A 12,284-nucleotide genomic window follows, 5' to 3' on the forward strand; every position below is an offset into this window, starting at 1 on the left:
ATGGATCTTCAGCTCACCGACAAGGTGGTCGTCGTCACCGGCGCCTCCGCCGGGATCGGCGAGGCCACCGTGCGGCTGCTCGCCGCCGAGGGCGCGGTCGTGGTCGGCGTCGCCCGCTCGCCGGAGGGCGTCCCGGCACTCGGCGAGCGGGTGGAGGCCGTGGCCGCCGACGTGACCGACCCCGGCGCCGCCGACCGCGTCGTCGGGCAGGTGCTGGCCCGGCACGGGCGGCTGGACGCCCTGGTGAACAACGCCGGCGGCCTGGACGCCCGGCCCGGCTTCCTGGAGGTCACCGACGAGCAGTGGCGCGCCACCTTCGACCTCAACTTCCACTCCGCGGTCCGGATGAGCCGCGCCGCCGTACCCGCGCTGCTGCGCGGGGGCGGCTCGCTGGTGCACCTCGCCAGCGAGGCCGCCCGGCTGCCCGACAGCCCGCTGGTGGACTACGCGGCTGCCAAGACCGCCCTGCTCTCGCTCTCCAAGTCACTCGCCGTGGAGTTCGGCCCGCGCGGCGTCCGCTCCAACGTGGTCTCCCCCGGCCCGACCCGGACCCGGCTCTGGGACGCGCCCGGCGGCTTCGCCGAGCAGCTCGCCGAGGGCTTCGGGCTGCCCGTCGAGGCGGCCGTCGACCACTTCGTCCGCGAGGTCCGGCGCCTGCCGAGCGCCCGGCTGGGCACGCCCGAGGACGTCGCCCGGGTGGTCGCCTACCTGGTCTCGCCGCTCGCCCGGCAGGTCACCGGCGCCGAGTGGGCCGTCGACGGCGGCGCGCTGCGGCAGCTCTGACCCGCCGGGGGCACCTTCACGGCGCCCGCCGTTCGCCGTTCGCAGTTCGCCGTTCGCAGTTCGCAGTTCGCCGCCCACCGTCCTACGAGAGGAATGTCCGAAACCATGCGCTCGCCGAAGCGTCTCCGCACCTCCGCCCTCGCCGCCGCCGGTCTGCTCGCCGCCGTCGTCGCACTCGGTACCACCACTGCCACCGCCCAGGGTTCCGCGGACGCCCGCGGCTCCGGTGCCGGCGCGGCCTCCGCCCGGGCCTGGCGCCTGGTGGACCGCTCGCCGGAGCTCGTCCGGCCGCGCGCCCTGACCGTCGACGGGTCGCTCGGCAAGCGCCGGGCCGCCCAGGAGATCCGGCTCGCGCAGCAGCTCTACACCTTCTGGAACACCGGGGAACAGCGCCACCTGGACGCCGCCGTCGACCGGGGATTCCGGGACAACACCCTCCCGGACGGCCGCCCGCAGGGCCCGGCGGGCCCCGCCTTCGCCTCCCGCGCCTTCCGCGCGGCCGTACCGGACCTCACCTGCGAGCTCGCCGACCTACTGATCACCGGCGACATGATCACCGCCCGCCTGGTCTTCCGCGGCCACTTCACCGGAGTCTTCGACGGCGTGGCCGGGCGAGGGCAGCGGGTCGAGTTCAACGCGATCGACATCCAGCACGTCGGGACCGACCGGATCACCGAGGACTGGCACATCGAGGACAACCGGACGCTGCTCGCCCAACTCGGCGCCGCCGCCCGCTGAGCGTCCGTACGGACGGTCCGGCGCGCATCACTCGGCGCCCGTCACTCGCGCACGGGGTCGGTACCGGGGAGGCTCTCTCGGTCCACCCCCGACCCGCCCGCGACCCGCCCGCCCCGCCCGCGCCCCGGTGTTCGGGCCGACGGGCGGGGGGCGGGTGCGGGGCGGGCGAGGACCGGACGCGCGGGTCAGTCGTCGAGGTCCTCGTCGTCGTAGACCTCGCTGACGTCGAAGCGGCAGATCAGCAGCTGCGGATCCGCGTGCTCGAAGGGTTCCGGCAGCCACTCCCCCGGCTCGGTCGGCTCGGCCGCGGCCACCCAGAGCGTCGAGTCGGCCTCCTCCAGCCCGAACTCCTCGCTGCGGGCGGCGATCTCGTCCGGCTCGAACTCGCCGAACAGCACGCCGATCGCGGCGTTCACCCCACCACTGTCCGCGCCTCCGCCGGGGGTCAGCGAATCGTCCAGCCGCTCCGCCTGGGCGCGCAGCCGCTTCGGGTCGACGATGTGGTAGTCGCGGCGGATCAGCACGCTGATCGCCTCGGGCTGCTCGGGGCCGTGGTACCCGCCCGGGCCCTCGTCACCGGGGACCTCGAAGGGGGTGACCTCGTCGTAGACCTCGTACAGGATTTGGTCGTACGCGATCGCCGCCGTCGCCAGCTGCTCGTAGGCGGTGGACACAGCGGAGTCGTCCACTGCGGTCGGGGTCGACACCGCTTCCAGATGACGGTCGATGGCGGCCTTGACCGCCTCGGCGGCGGCGCGTACCTCGGCAATGGTGGGCTGCGCGGCATCAGACATGGTGCAGACGCTATCTCCCCTCGGTGCCGGTACGCACAGCGGTTGTCACCTACACCCGCGATTTCACCGCAACTTCCTCCGTGATGTCCGTTCCGCGTGCTTCTGTCCCCGCGGTCCACCCGCCCCCCGGGGGCGCGGGACGGGCCTGCTGAGCCGTACGGGTGTCGCTTCACGAGCCGCGTTCGGGGTATGCCGACCACAGGCGCAACGGAACTGATGCACTGTCAGTCACAGGTCGGGGGCCGCCGGCCGACCCGGCGGGAGGACGGCGGGCATCGCGGCCGAAAATACCCGGGCCGGTTGTCGGAGCCAGGCCGTAGGCTTGCCCGCAGGTGTCCCACAGGAGGAGAATCTTGACCCCACCGCAGCCGGTCCGGCAGCCGGAGTACGAGTACCAGTCACTGCGCATGCCTCGCGGGACGTCCCGCAACGCGGCACGCCAACTACTCACCGATCACGCCGAGTACGGACACTGGGAACTGGACAGGCTTCGCCTGTTCCCGGACGGCAGCCGAACCGTGCTGCTGCGCCGGCGGATCATCCGGCAGGTCCGGAGCTGGTGACGGCTTCCACCTGTTGAGACGGCGTGTTGCCGTCTCCGACCGACCTCTTCACCGACTCCCCCGGGCTGCCCCAGGGCCGGTCTTCCGCTGTTCCGCGGCCGGCTCGCTCCGGCCGGTCCGCTCCGGCGTCGGCTCCCCGCCCGCCCTCTCGCCGGGGCCTCCTTCCGTTCCGGACCCCGGCCCCGCCCTCCCGCCGTCCTCCTGCCATGCCTCGCCGCGCGTCCGCGACCGTCCGAGGTTCGACGGTCGAGGACGCGCGGCGGCCCGGCCTGCCCGCGGCGTCTCAGCCGACGCGGGCGTCCCGCAGGTGCGCGGAGCTCGGACGGGGGCGCCGCACCGGTCGTGCGGCGGCGCGGCTACTCAGCGGGCACCGGCGCGGGCGCGACGGTAGAGGACGCCGCCGCCGATCAGCAGCGCGAGGCCTGCCGCGCCGAGCATCTCGGTGCCGCCGGCGCCGGTCGAGGCCAGCTGGCCGCCGTCGGTGGAGCCGACCGGGGCCGCGGACGGGCTGCCGGTGCGCGCGGAGGCGGGCACCGCCTGTCGGCTCGGGCTCGCGACGCCCGGGCCGGCGTTCGGGCTGCTGCTCGCGGACGGGGCGGACGGCGTCGGGCTGCCGTTCCGCGGCACGCCGGGGGTGGTCTCGCCGGCACTCGGGCTCGGGGTGGGCGGCGGGGGCGGCTGGCTGGTGACCGGCGGCGGCGGGTTGTGCGGGTTGTGGCCCTCCGGGCAGTCCTCCTCCGGGACGGCGGGCGGGGTGTGCACCGGGGCGGGCGCGTTCGCGCAGTCGTTGCCGAAGGCGGGGTTGGCGGCGCCCACCACGTCGACCGAGTTGCCGCAGGCGTTCACCGGGATGTGCACGGGGGCCTGGACGCTGTTGCCCGAGACCACACCGGGCGACCCGGCCGCGACTCCGGAGGCTCCGGACCCCGCGGCCGCGGTGCCCGAGGCCGCGGTGCCCGAACCGGCGTGCCCGCCGGCGCCCGAGCGTCCGGAGGCGTTGGCGCAGTTGTTGCCGTACGCCGGGTTCAGCACGCCGATCACGTCGACCGTGTTGCCACAGGCGTTGATCGGCACGTGGACCGGCACCTGCACCGAGTTGCCGGAGGCCACGCCCGGTGACCCCACCGCGTCCCCCTCCGCCCCGGCGCTCGCATAGGCGTAGCCGGCGGTCGAAGCCAGCACACTGCCGGTGGCCACGGCCGTGAGGAGCCCCTTCTTGGCTGCATTCCTCATATTTTCCCCTGACGTATCGAGACGACGTGATGACCTACCGAAAGTCGGAATTTCCGAATGAGCGGAGAGGTCTTCGGCTGCATGGGAGAGAACGAAGAAGTCCGCGCGGAGGTTGACCCGAACCAGCCCTATTCATCCGTTCGAGGGATGTCATGAGGGAGGTACGGGGCGGGCCCGCGCAGACAAGCGCCCCCGGCGCGGCGCAACCGCCACCGGGGGCCCGACTCAACGACTGGTGTGGGCTCAGGCGTTGACGCAGTGGTTGCCGAACGCGGGGTTCAGCACGCCGATCACGCTGATGGTGTTGCCGCACAGGTTGACCGGGATGTGCACCGGGATCTGGATCTGGTTGCCCGACACGACGCCGGGGGAACCGGCGGCCACGCCCTGGGCACCGGCCCCGCCGTGCGCGGAGGCGACACCGGCGGCGGCGATCAGCAGGCCACCGGTGGCGGCGGTAACGGCGGCAATCTTCTTGACCTTCATCATTCCTCCTGTAAAAACACCCGGACATCGGTTCCGGGCCGTCACAGAAGTGAACGACGGTGCGGCCGAACGGGGTACGGAACAGGCGTCCCATTCACTCGCAGTGGTGATACGACGAACAGGTAATCGACTTACGGCGGCCGACGCGACCCTCCGTACGGCACGGGCCCGCCCACCCCTGCCACGACAAACGGCCCGCCCCCGGGGATCCGGGGGCGGGCCGGTCGCCCGACCGGAGCCGCCCGCCGGGGCGACCGGCGGTCCGACGGCTCCGCGAACCGCCTCAGCAGGCGTCGATGAACCGGTCCAGCACCCGCACACCGAACTTCAGCCCGTCCACCGGCACCCGCTCGTCCACGCCGTGGAACATGCCGGCGAAGTCCAGCTCCGGCGGCAGCTGCAGCGGGGCGAACCCGAAGCAACGGATCCCGAGGTCCTGGAACGACTTGGCGTCCGTGCCGCCGGAGAGGCAGTACGGCACGGCCCGGGCGATCGGGTCCTCGGCGCGCAGCGCGGTCTGCATCGCCTCGACCAGGGCGCCGTCGAAGCTGGTCTCGATCGCCTTGTCGGAGTGCAGGCTCTCGCGCTTCACGCGCGGACCCAGCACGCTGTCCAGCTCGGCCAGGAACTCCTCCTCGTAGCCGGGCAGGAACCGCCCGTCCACGTGCGCGGTGGCCTGCCCGGGGATCACGTTCACCTTGTAGCCGGCGCCGAGCATGGTGGGCTGGGCGGTGTTGCGCAGCGTGGTGCCGATCATCTTGGCGATGCCGCCGAGCACCCGGAGCGTCTCGTCCATGTTCTCCGGGTCGAGCTCGACGCCGAGCGCGTCCGACAGCTCGTCCAGGAAGGCCCGGACGGTCTTGGTGATCCGCAGCGGGAACTGGTGGCGCCCCAGCCGGGCCACCGCCTCGCACAGCTCGGTGATCGCGTTGTCGTCGTTCTCCATCGACCCGTGCCCGGCCCGGCCGTCGACCGTGAGCCGCATCCAGTGCATGCCCTTCTCGGCCGTCTCCACCAGGTAGAGCCGGGCCTTGTCGTTGACCGTGAAGGAGAAGCCGCCGACCTCACCGATCGCCTCGGTCACGCCCTCGAACAGCGCCGGGTGCTTGTCGACCAGGTACCGGGCGCCGTACGTGCCGCCCGCCTCCTCGTCGGCGAGGAAGGCCAGCACCAGGTCACGCGGGGGCTTGCGGCCGGTGCGCAGCCGGTCCCGGACGACCGCCAGGGTCATCGCGTCCATGTCCTTCATGTCCACCGCGCCGCGGCCCCAGACGCAGCCGTCCGCGATCTCCCCGGCGAACGGGTCGTACGTCCAGTCCGCGGCGTTGGCCGGCACCACGTCCGTGTGCCCGTGGATCAGCAGACCGGGCCGCGACCGGTCCTCGCCCTCGATCCGGACGACGGTGGACGCCCGGCCCTTCGCCGACTCGAAGATCTGCGGTTCGAGACCGAACTCGGCGAGCTGCTCGGCCACGTACTCGGCGGCCTTGCGCTCCCCCGGACCGGAACCGTCGCCGTAGTTGCTGGTGTCGATCCGGATCAGATCACGGCAGATGTCGGCAACCTCGGACTCGCCCGTCACCTTCGCCGCCGACCGCCCCGCCGACTCGCTCCGCTCGCTCACGGTCACTCCTCGTCTCTGGCCCGCACCGGCGCCCCAGCGCGCCATTCCCCGGGACCTGCACCCGGGCCGTACGAGCACGTCCGCCCATCCTCTCCCAGCCCCCGACCCGGATCCACCCCCACGAAACACGCCGACACGCCCCCGCAACCCCCACTCCCCCACCCGGAGCCGTTTTGGGACCGCAAGCCGATCACTGCTACAGTTACATCTGTCAGCGCGGCCGACGAACAGAAGGAAGCCGCAAAGACAACACCCCGTCCGGGTGGCGGAATGGCAGACGCGCTAGCTTGAGGTGCTAGTGCCCTTTATCGGGCGTGGGGGTTCAAGTCCCCCCTCGGACACCATGTGCGGGCCAGGAGAAATCCTGGCCCGCATTTTGCGTTGTGCACTGCGGGGGGCCGTCGCTCTGCGCAGCGGCGGGCCCCGCGCAGAGCGAAGGGCGTTCCCCGCTCGCGGGCCACACCGACGGGCGCCGGCGGAGTCGTCCCACACGTCACCGGGCCCGGCGCGGACTTCCCTCCACATACGCGCAGCTCAGCGGCCCTGCGCGTGCGACGGGGGCTGCGGGGGCTCGGATAGCCTGGCGGGATGAGTGAGAATCTGCCGCCCTGCCCCAAGTGCTCCGGTGAGTACACCTACGCGATGGACGCCCTGATCGTCTGCCCGGAGTGCGGGCACGAGTGGGCGGCGGCAGCCGAGGGAGGCGTCGGCGAGGCGGGGGCCTCCGGGGGCCGGGCCGTGCGGGACGCGGTCGGGAACGTGTTGAACGACGGGGACACCGTGACCGTGGTCAAGGCTCTCAAGGTGAAGGGGAGCGCCTCGGGGATCAAGGCGAGCACGAAGGTACGGAACATCCGGCTGGTCGACGGAGTGGACGGGCATGACATCGACTGCCGGATCGAGGGGTTCGGCGCCATGCAGCTGAAGTCGAGCGTGGTGAAGAAGGCCTGACCTCGGCAGGGCCGGTCGTGGGGCGTCGTGCGCGGGCGGTGCCCGGGGTCAGCGGGCGGTCCAGACCGGGCAGGCGGCCTGGTGGCGGTGGGTGCGGATGACGGTGCCGCCGAGGGACCGGTGCTCGGTGGTCGCGATGGCGCAGCACGGCCGTGCGGACGCTGCCGGTACTGCCGGTGCGTGAGCGGAGGTGTGCCTGCGGGTGGGCGAGCACGCGGCGGCGTGCACGGAAGCGCGCGGAGCCGGGGCGCCGGGCTTGGGACCCGTGGAGATGCACGCGGAGGCGGGCGGCTGCTTCCGGCAGGCCATCGGTGCGGCGGCGGCCGCGGTGGTCGTACCGATGGTGCCGGAGCGGCGGGCCCCCTTCCGCGGGGTGCTGGCGCGGTGGGCGGTGGGCCGACGGCCGCGTCGGCGGCGGGGTGAGGACGTGGTCATGGTGGCGAGGTTGCCCCGGCCGGAGCCGCCCAATCCGGCACCCACTCGAACGAGTGTGGGGCGGAGTTTCATTGACGCCGACCCGGACCGGGCGGAGAACTGCCTCCTCGTGAGGGACGTGTACTTCTCCGGGCCTGCCGCCGCCGGGCGGCCTGGCGGCAGGCTCAGGCCGCCGGCGCGGGGGTGCGGGCCGGGGTGCGGCGGTCGGTCAGGTTGCGGACCAGTTCGCCGGTGATGAAGGCCGTCACCGAGGCGACGATCAGCAGCGGCATCTCGTCCGTCGCGTTCGATCCCAGCAGCGCCGCCGCCAGCACGGTGCTGGTGAGGGGCAAGCGGGTGACCGCCGCGCCGGCGGCGGCCAGCCCGGCCGCCATGCCCGGAGCGACGCCGAAACCGGGCAGCGGACCGCACGCCACCCCGATGGTGGCGCCGATCAGGATCGCCGGGAAGATCGGGCCGCCGCGCAGGCTGCCCAGCGCGATGCCCCAACCGACCGTCTTGCAGAGCGCGAGCGCCAGCAGCGCGCCCTCCGACCAGGCCCCCGGGTTCGCGGCGAGGGCGCCGAGGGTCGCCTGTCCGGAGAGCGCGTCCTCCTCCGGTGAACGGCCGGTCATCAGCGCGTACGCGGCGATGACGACGCCGACCGCGACCGCGCAGAGCACCGTCCGGATCGCCGTCTGCCGGACCGTCGGCACGGAAGCGGGGCCGCCGGGGCCGTTCGGGTCACCGACGGTGAAGACCTTGACCCGGCGGCCGAGCATCTGGCCGGCCACGCAGACCACGGCGACGAGGACCGCGACCGGCACGCCCCAGAGGAAGTCGCCCGGGTCGGGCGTGCCGCTGGACGGCACCGAGGGCAGCGAGAGCGCGCCGATCGACAGCCCGGTCCAGTGGCCGAAGCCGGTGAACACCAGCGCGCCGATCCCGCTGGCCAGCAGGCAGGGCAGGATCAGCGCCACCAGCTGCGGACCCCCCAGCCCGGCCGCCTCGATCATCATCACGGCGGCGACCAGCGGACTGCCGAAGATGGTGGAGATCGCCGCCGTCGAACCGGCCGCGCCGAGCACGGGCGCCAGTCGGGGCTGGGCCGCGCGGCGCGCGGAGCTCACGGCGAGCAGGGCCAGTCCGCTGCCCATCGCCATCAGCGGCGCCTCCGGGCCGAGCAGCGCGCCGAGCGGCAGGCAGACGAGCGCCGCCAGGATGACGCCGGGCACGGCCTTCGGCAGGGTCGGGGCCCCGCCGAGCCCGTCGACCGGGACGTGCCCGCCGCGGCCGGGCATCCGGGTCACGATCGGGGCCACCAGCAGCCCGGCGATCAGCAGCAGGGGCAGCGGCCACCACCAGGGCGCGCGGTCGTGGCCGAGCGCCTCGGGCAGGCTCTCCCAGATCCAGTGCTGGAGTTCGTGCTCCAGGCTGACGAACCCGAAGGCCGCCAGCGACACCGGGACGCCGACCAGCGCCGCGATCAGAAGGAGGCCCAGGTATCCCCTGGTCAGCAGCAGACCGCGCAGGGTGGGGTCACCGCTCTGCTGGGGCATGCCGGCTCCTTCGCGCTCCCCGGCCGGTCCACCCCCGGCCGCGTCCTGCGACCGAGTCTCGCCCGCGACCCGGCGCCCTGCACGGCAGGCGGCGTCCGGAACACGGCGCGTCCCGCCGGGTTGCGCCGGGCGGGTGAGCGGGGAACGGGGCCGGGCGGGCGGCCGGGCGGGCGCGAAGGGCACGGGCGAGCGGGTGGGTGCCGGGGCGGACGGGGTCGGTCCTGCCGGACCGTCAGTCCTGCCGGACCCGGTGGGACTCCCCCAGCGCGCTCTCGATCCCCTGGACCATCCGCCAGAGCGGCATGCGGCGGCTGGCGACCAGCACCACGACGTCGTCGTCAGGCCCGGCCTCGTCCCGGCCGTCCGGGCCGCGGCCCGGGCCGACCTCCGGGTCCACCCTCGACCCCGTGCCCGCGCCGTCGGCCGGGGCCGGGGCCGCGCCACCGGGCCGGTCGCTCCACGTCTCGGTGACGAAGGCCATCGCCCGGTCCACCTCGGCCACCCAGTCGCTCTCGCCGCCCGAACGCAGCCAGGTGCGCAGCGCGTGGTTGTGCGCGGCGACCACGGCGGCGGCGATCACGTCGGCCCGCAGGGCCCCGTCCGGCCGGTCGGCGAAGCGGCCGCGCAGGTAGTGCGCGAGCGTGTGCTCGTAGCGCCAGACCACGGAGAGCTCGTAGGCCCGCAGGCCGGGCACCTTACGGGTGAGCCGGTAGCGCTGGACGGAGAAGGACGGCTGCTCGGCGTACATCCGCAGGACCAGCCGGGCGGCGTCGCTGGCACGCCGGACGGGGTCCTCCTCGCCGGTGCCGGACTCCAGGAACTCCGTCATCTCGGCGAGGCTGCGCTCGTGGTCGGGGAAGACCACGTCCTCCTTGGCCGGGAAGTAGCGGAAGAACGAGCGCCGGCCGACCCCGGCGAGCGAGACGATGTCGTCGATCGTGGTCTGTTCGAATCCGCGCTCCAGGAAGAGCTCGAAGGCGGCGGCGACCAGCGCCTCGCGCATCGCGGGCTTGGGGGGCCCGTCGTTCATGGGCTGGTCCTGCGCTTCCTTCTCGCTCATTCCCGGAACATAGCATCGGCTTCGAACACCAGGACCAGCGCGCGCACGCCGCGTACAGCTCGTGCGACGTACGGCGCGCCGGTCCGGACGCCCGAAGGGTGACGGCGGGTTACGGCAGGTTCCGGGCCATGACGATGCGCTGGATCTGGTTGGTGCCCTCGTAGATCTGGGTGATCTTCGCGTCCCGCATCATTCGCTCCAACGGGTAGTCACGCGTGTACCCGTACCCGCCGAGCAGCTGCACCGCGTCCGTCGTGATCTCCATCGCGGCGTCCGACGCGAAGCACTTCGCCGCCGCCCCGAAGAACGTCAGGTCGCCGTCCCCGCGCTGCGACTTCGCCGCCGCCGCGTACGTCAGCTGCCGCGCCGCCTCCAGCTTCATCGCCATGTCCGCCAGCATGAACTGCACGCCCTGGAAGTCACCGATCGGCTTCCCGAACTGCTTGCGCTCGCGCACGTACCCCTTCGCGTAGTCCAGCGCCCCCTGCGCGATCCCCAGCGCCTGCGCCGCGATCGTCACCCGGGTGTGGTCCAGCGTCCGCATCGCCGTCGCGAAGCCCGTGCCCTCCGCACCGATCATCCGGTCGGCCGGGATCCGCACGTTGTCGAAGTACACCTCGCGCGTGGGCGACCCCTTGATGCCCAGCTTCCGCTCCGGCGCACCGAACGACACGCCCGCGTCGCCCTTCTCCACCACGAACGCCGAGATGCCCTTCGACCGCGCCTCGGGGTCGGTCACGGCCATCACCGTGTAGAACTCGGACACCCCCGCGTTGGTGATCCAGCGCTTCACGCCGTTCAGCACCCAGAAGTCCCCGTCCCGCACCGCACGGGTCTTCATCCCCGCCGCGTCCGAACCCGCCTCCGGCTCCGACAGGCAGTACGAGAACATCCCCTCGCCGCGGGCCAGCGCCCCCAGGTACTTCGCCTTCAGCTCGGGCGACCCCGACAGCTGCACCGGCAGCGACCCCAGCTTGTTCACCGCCGGGATCAGCGACGACGAGGCGCACACCCGTGCCACCTCCTCGATCACGATCACCGTCGCCAGCGCGTCCGCCCCGGCACCGCCGAACTCCTCCGGCACGTGCACCGCGTGCAGGTCGTTGCTCTGCAGCGCGTCCAGCGCCTCCTGCGGGAACCGCCCCTGCTCGTCCACCTCCGCCGCGAACGGAGCGATCTTCGCCTCGGCCAGCGATCGCACCGCCTCACGAAGCATTCCGTGCTCCTCGGAGATCCGGAAGAGATCGAAGTCCTGGCTCATGAGCGGCCACTCCTGTTTCACGACGTTCACGACGGTACTCAGTACCCTTCATTATGCACGTGCGGAGCAGATAGGGAACTCAGTGCCTTCACAGAGCGGCACTGAGTTCCCTATCCTTTTCGGGGCGGAAGCCACCGAACCGTAAGCCGCCCGAGCGCAGGGAGATGACAACGTGGTCCACTCAGCCATCGACGCCGACATCGACATCGCCAACGCCCCGCTGTTGTTCCAGCGCTGCGCCTGGTGCAGCAACCCGACCTTCCAACGGCTGCTCTGCCCCACCTGCGGCTCCACCGACCTGCGCCTGGAGCGCAGCGAGGGCACCGGGGTCGTGCGGCGCTGCGCCGTCGAACAGGCCCGCACCCCGCTGGCCCGGCAGAAGTCGCTGATCCGGATGGCCGAGGGGTTCGACGTCTGGTGCATCGTCAACGGTCTGCGCTCCACCGTGCCGGTGGGCACGAGGGTCCGGCTGAGTGCGGCGGAGGGCTCGGAGCACCCGGCCCTGACGGTGTTGTCGCACGAGGAGCCCGAACGGCTCCCGTCGCCGGACCCGCGCCCGCTGCCACCGGTCCAGGGCGGGTTCACCCAGCACCTGGCGATGTTCGCGGAGTAGCGCAGGGGCCCTCGTCCGGTGCGACGCAGCCCGGGCACGGGCCCGGCCGCGGGCGGCCTCGTAGGCCCCGGCCGCACCGAGTGCCGGAGGGCGTGGCACCGAGTACCCCGGGGTACTCGGGGGCCGGCCCCCCGCCGGGCGCCGCGGGCCCCCCACCCCCGAGGGGGGGTGACACCAAGGGAGGGGGCCGCCGAAGACACCAAAG

General features: G+C 73.2%; 13 protein-coding genes and 1 tRNA gene. 6 read left to right on the plus strand and 8 right to left on the minus strand.

All coding sequences use genetic code 11. The annotated features are described in order from the left end of the window. Positions 1-783 (plus strand): SDR family oxidoreductase, encoded by a 783-nt coding sequence (locus ACFWIC_RS36090; RefSeq protein ID WP_329877757.1) that lies wholly within the window; start codon positions 1-3, stop codon positions 781-783. A 105-nt stretch (positions 784-888) separates the two neighbouring features. Next, on the plus strand, positions 889-1,521 hold the full coding sequence (locus tag ACFWIC_RS36095; RefSeq protein ID WP_380521161.1) for an ester cyclase: 633 nt from the start codon (positions 889-891) through the stop codon (positions 1,519-1,521). Positions 1,522-1,706: 185 nt separating this feature from the next. Here ACFWIC_RS36095 and ACFWIC_RS36100 read toward each other — a convergent pair whose 3' ends face one another. After that, the gene (locus ACFWIC_RS36100; protein ID WP_329877761.1) at positions 1,707-2,315 is read right to left on the minus strand and encodes a hypothetical protein; all 609 of its coding nucleotides are present in this window, start codon (positions 2,313-2,315) and stop codon (positions 1,707-1,709) included. A 353-nt stretch (positions 2,316-2,668) separates the two neighbouring features. On the opposite strand from ACFWIC_RS36100, the gene ACFWIC_RS36105 reads away from it, so the two are divergent. Beyond that, positions 2,669-2,878, plus strand: a complete 210-nt coding sequence (locus tag ACFWIC_RS36105; RefSeq protein WP_329877763.1) for a DUF5703 family protein — start codon at positions 2,669-2,671, stop codon at positions 2,876-2,878. Between the two features lie 360 nt (positions 2,879-3,238). Here ACFWIC_RS36105 and ACFWIC_RS36110 read toward each other — a convergent pair whose 3' ends face one another. The 3 genes from ACFWIC_RS36110 to ACFWIC_RS36120 form a co-directional block, all read right to left on the minus strand. Continuing rightward, positions 3,239-4,111 carry a chaplin family protein gene (locus ACFWIC_RS36110; RefSeq protein ID WP_380521162.1) on the minus strand — a complete coding sequence of 291 codons (873 nt, stop codon included), beginning with the start codon at positions 4,109-4,111 and terminating at the stop codon, positions 3,239-3,241. A gap of 243 nt (positions 4,112-4,354) precedes the next feature. Then, the gene (locus ACFWIC_RS36115) at positions 4,355-4,597 is read right to left on the minus strand and encodes a chaplin (RefSeq protein ID WP_380362713.1); all 243 of its coding nucleotides are present in this window, start codon (positions 4,595-4,597) and stop codon (positions 4,355-4,357) included. A 283-nt stretch (positions 4,598-4,880) separates the two neighbouring features. Then, positions 4,881-6,266, minus strand: coding sequence for a M20/M25/M40 family metallo-hydrolase (locus ACFWIC_RS36120; protein ID WP_380362698.1), 1,386 nt, complete (start codon positions 6,264-6,266; stop codon positions 4,881-4,883). 211 nt (positions 6,267-6,477) lie between these two features. Here ACFWIC_RS36120 and ACFWIC_RS36125 point away from each other — a divergent pair. Both ACFWIC_RS36125 and ACFWIC_RS36130 read left to right on the plus strand, forming a co-directional pair. Next, positions 6,478-6,565 (plus strand) — tRNA-Leu (locus ACFWIC_RS36125). A 244-nt stretch (positions 6,566-6,809) separates the two neighbouring features. Then, positions 6,810-7,172, plus strand: a complete 363-nt coding sequence (locus ACFWIC_RS36130; RefSeq protein ID WP_380521164.1) for a zinc ribbon domain-containing protein YjdM — start codon at positions 6,810-6,812, stop codon at positions 7,170-7,172. A gap of 48 nt (positions 7,173-7,220) precedes the next feature. On the opposite strand, the gene ACFWIC_RS36135 is transcribed toward ACFWIC_RS36130, so the two are convergent. From ACFWIC_RS36135 to ACFWIC_RS36150, 4 genes are all read right to left on the minus strand, one after another. Further along, complete coding sequence (locus ACFWIC_RS36135) at positions 7,221-7,652, minus strand: hypothetical protein (protein WP_380521166.1); 432 nt, start codon at positions 7,650-7,652, stop codon at positions 7,221-7,223. 119 nt (positions 7,653-7,771) lie between these two features. After that, the gene (locus ACFWIC_RS36140; RefSeq protein WP_355409041.1) at positions 7,772-9,145 is read right to left on the minus strand and encodes a chloride channel protein; all 1,374 of its coding nucleotides are present in this window, start codon (positions 9,143-9,145) and stop codon (positions 7,772-7,774) included. A gap of 232 nt (positions 9,146-9,377) precedes the next feature. Continuing rightward, complete coding sequence (locus tag ACFWIC_RS36145) at positions 9,378-10,148, minus strand: TetR family transcriptional regulator (protein ID WP_380362715.1); 771 nt, start codon at positions 10,146-10,148, stop codon at positions 9,378-9,380. Between the two features lie 166 nt (positions 10,149-10,314). Beyond that, on the minus strand, positions 10,315-11,466 hold the full coding sequence (locus ACFWIC_RS36150) for an acyl-CoA dehydrogenase family protein (RefSeq protein ID WP_329877786.1): 1,152 nt from the start codon (positions 11,464-11,466) through the stop codon (positions 10,315-10,317). Between the two features lie 172 nt (positions 11,467-11,638). Here ACFWIC_RS36150 and ACFWIC_RS36155 point away from each other — a divergent pair, with 172 nt between their 5' ends. Further along, positions 11,639-12,079: a hypothetical protein gene (locus ACFWIC_RS36155; protein WP_329950175.1), complete on the plus strand. Its 441-nt coding sequence runs from the start codon at positions 11,639-11,641 to the stop codon at positions 12,077-12,079. Positions 12,080-12,284 lie beyond the last annotated feature (205 nt).

This window comes from Kitasatospora sp. NPDC127035, from assembly GCF_042726075.1.
Lineage (GTDB): Bacteria > Actinomycetota > Actinomycetes > Streptomycetales > Streptomycetaceae > Kitasatospora.

Coding starts and splice junctions, on each gene's coding strand:
- ACFWIC_RS36090 (WP_329877757.1), top strand. CDS start 1: ATGGATCTTCAGCTCACCGACAAGGTGGTCGTCGTCACCGGCGCCTCC.
- ACFWIC_RS36095 (WP_380521161.1), top strand. CDS start 889: ATGCGCTCGCCGAAGCGTCTCCGCACCTCCGCCCTCGCCGCCGCCGGT.
- ACFWIC_RS36100 (WP_329877761.1), bottom strand. CDS start 2,315: ATGTCTGATGCCGCGCAGCCCACCATTGCCGAGGTACGCGCCGCCGCC.
- ACFWIC_RS36110 (WP_380521162.1), bottom strand. CDS start 4,111: ATGAGGAATGCAGCCAAGAAGGGGCTCCTCACGGCCGTGGCCACCGGC.
- ACFWIC_RS36115 (WP_380362713.1), bottom strand. CDS start 4,597: ATGAAGGTCAAGAAGATTGCCGCCGTTACCGCCGCCACCGGTGGCCTG.
- ACFWIC_RS36120 (WP_380362698.1), bottom strand. CDS start 6,266: ATGGCGCGCTGGGGCGCCGGTGCGGGCCAGAGACGAGGAGTGACCGTG.
- ACFWIC_RS36130 (WP_380521164.1), top strand. CDS start 6,810: ATGAGTGAGAATCTGCCGCCCTGCCCCAAGTGCTCCGGTGAGTACACC.
- ACFWIC_RS36140 (WP_355409041.1), bottom strand. CDS start 9,145: ATGCCCCAGCAGAGCGGTGACCCCACCCTGCGCGGTCTGCTGCTGACC.
- ACFWIC_RS36145 (WP_380362715.1), bottom strand. CDS start 10,148: ATGCGCGAGGCGCTGGTCGCCGCCGCCTTCGAGCTCTTCCTGGAGCGC.
- ACFWIC_RS36150 (WP_329877786.1), bottom strand. CDS start 11,466: ATGAGCCAGGACTTCGATCTCTTCCGGATCTCCGAGGAGCACGGAATG.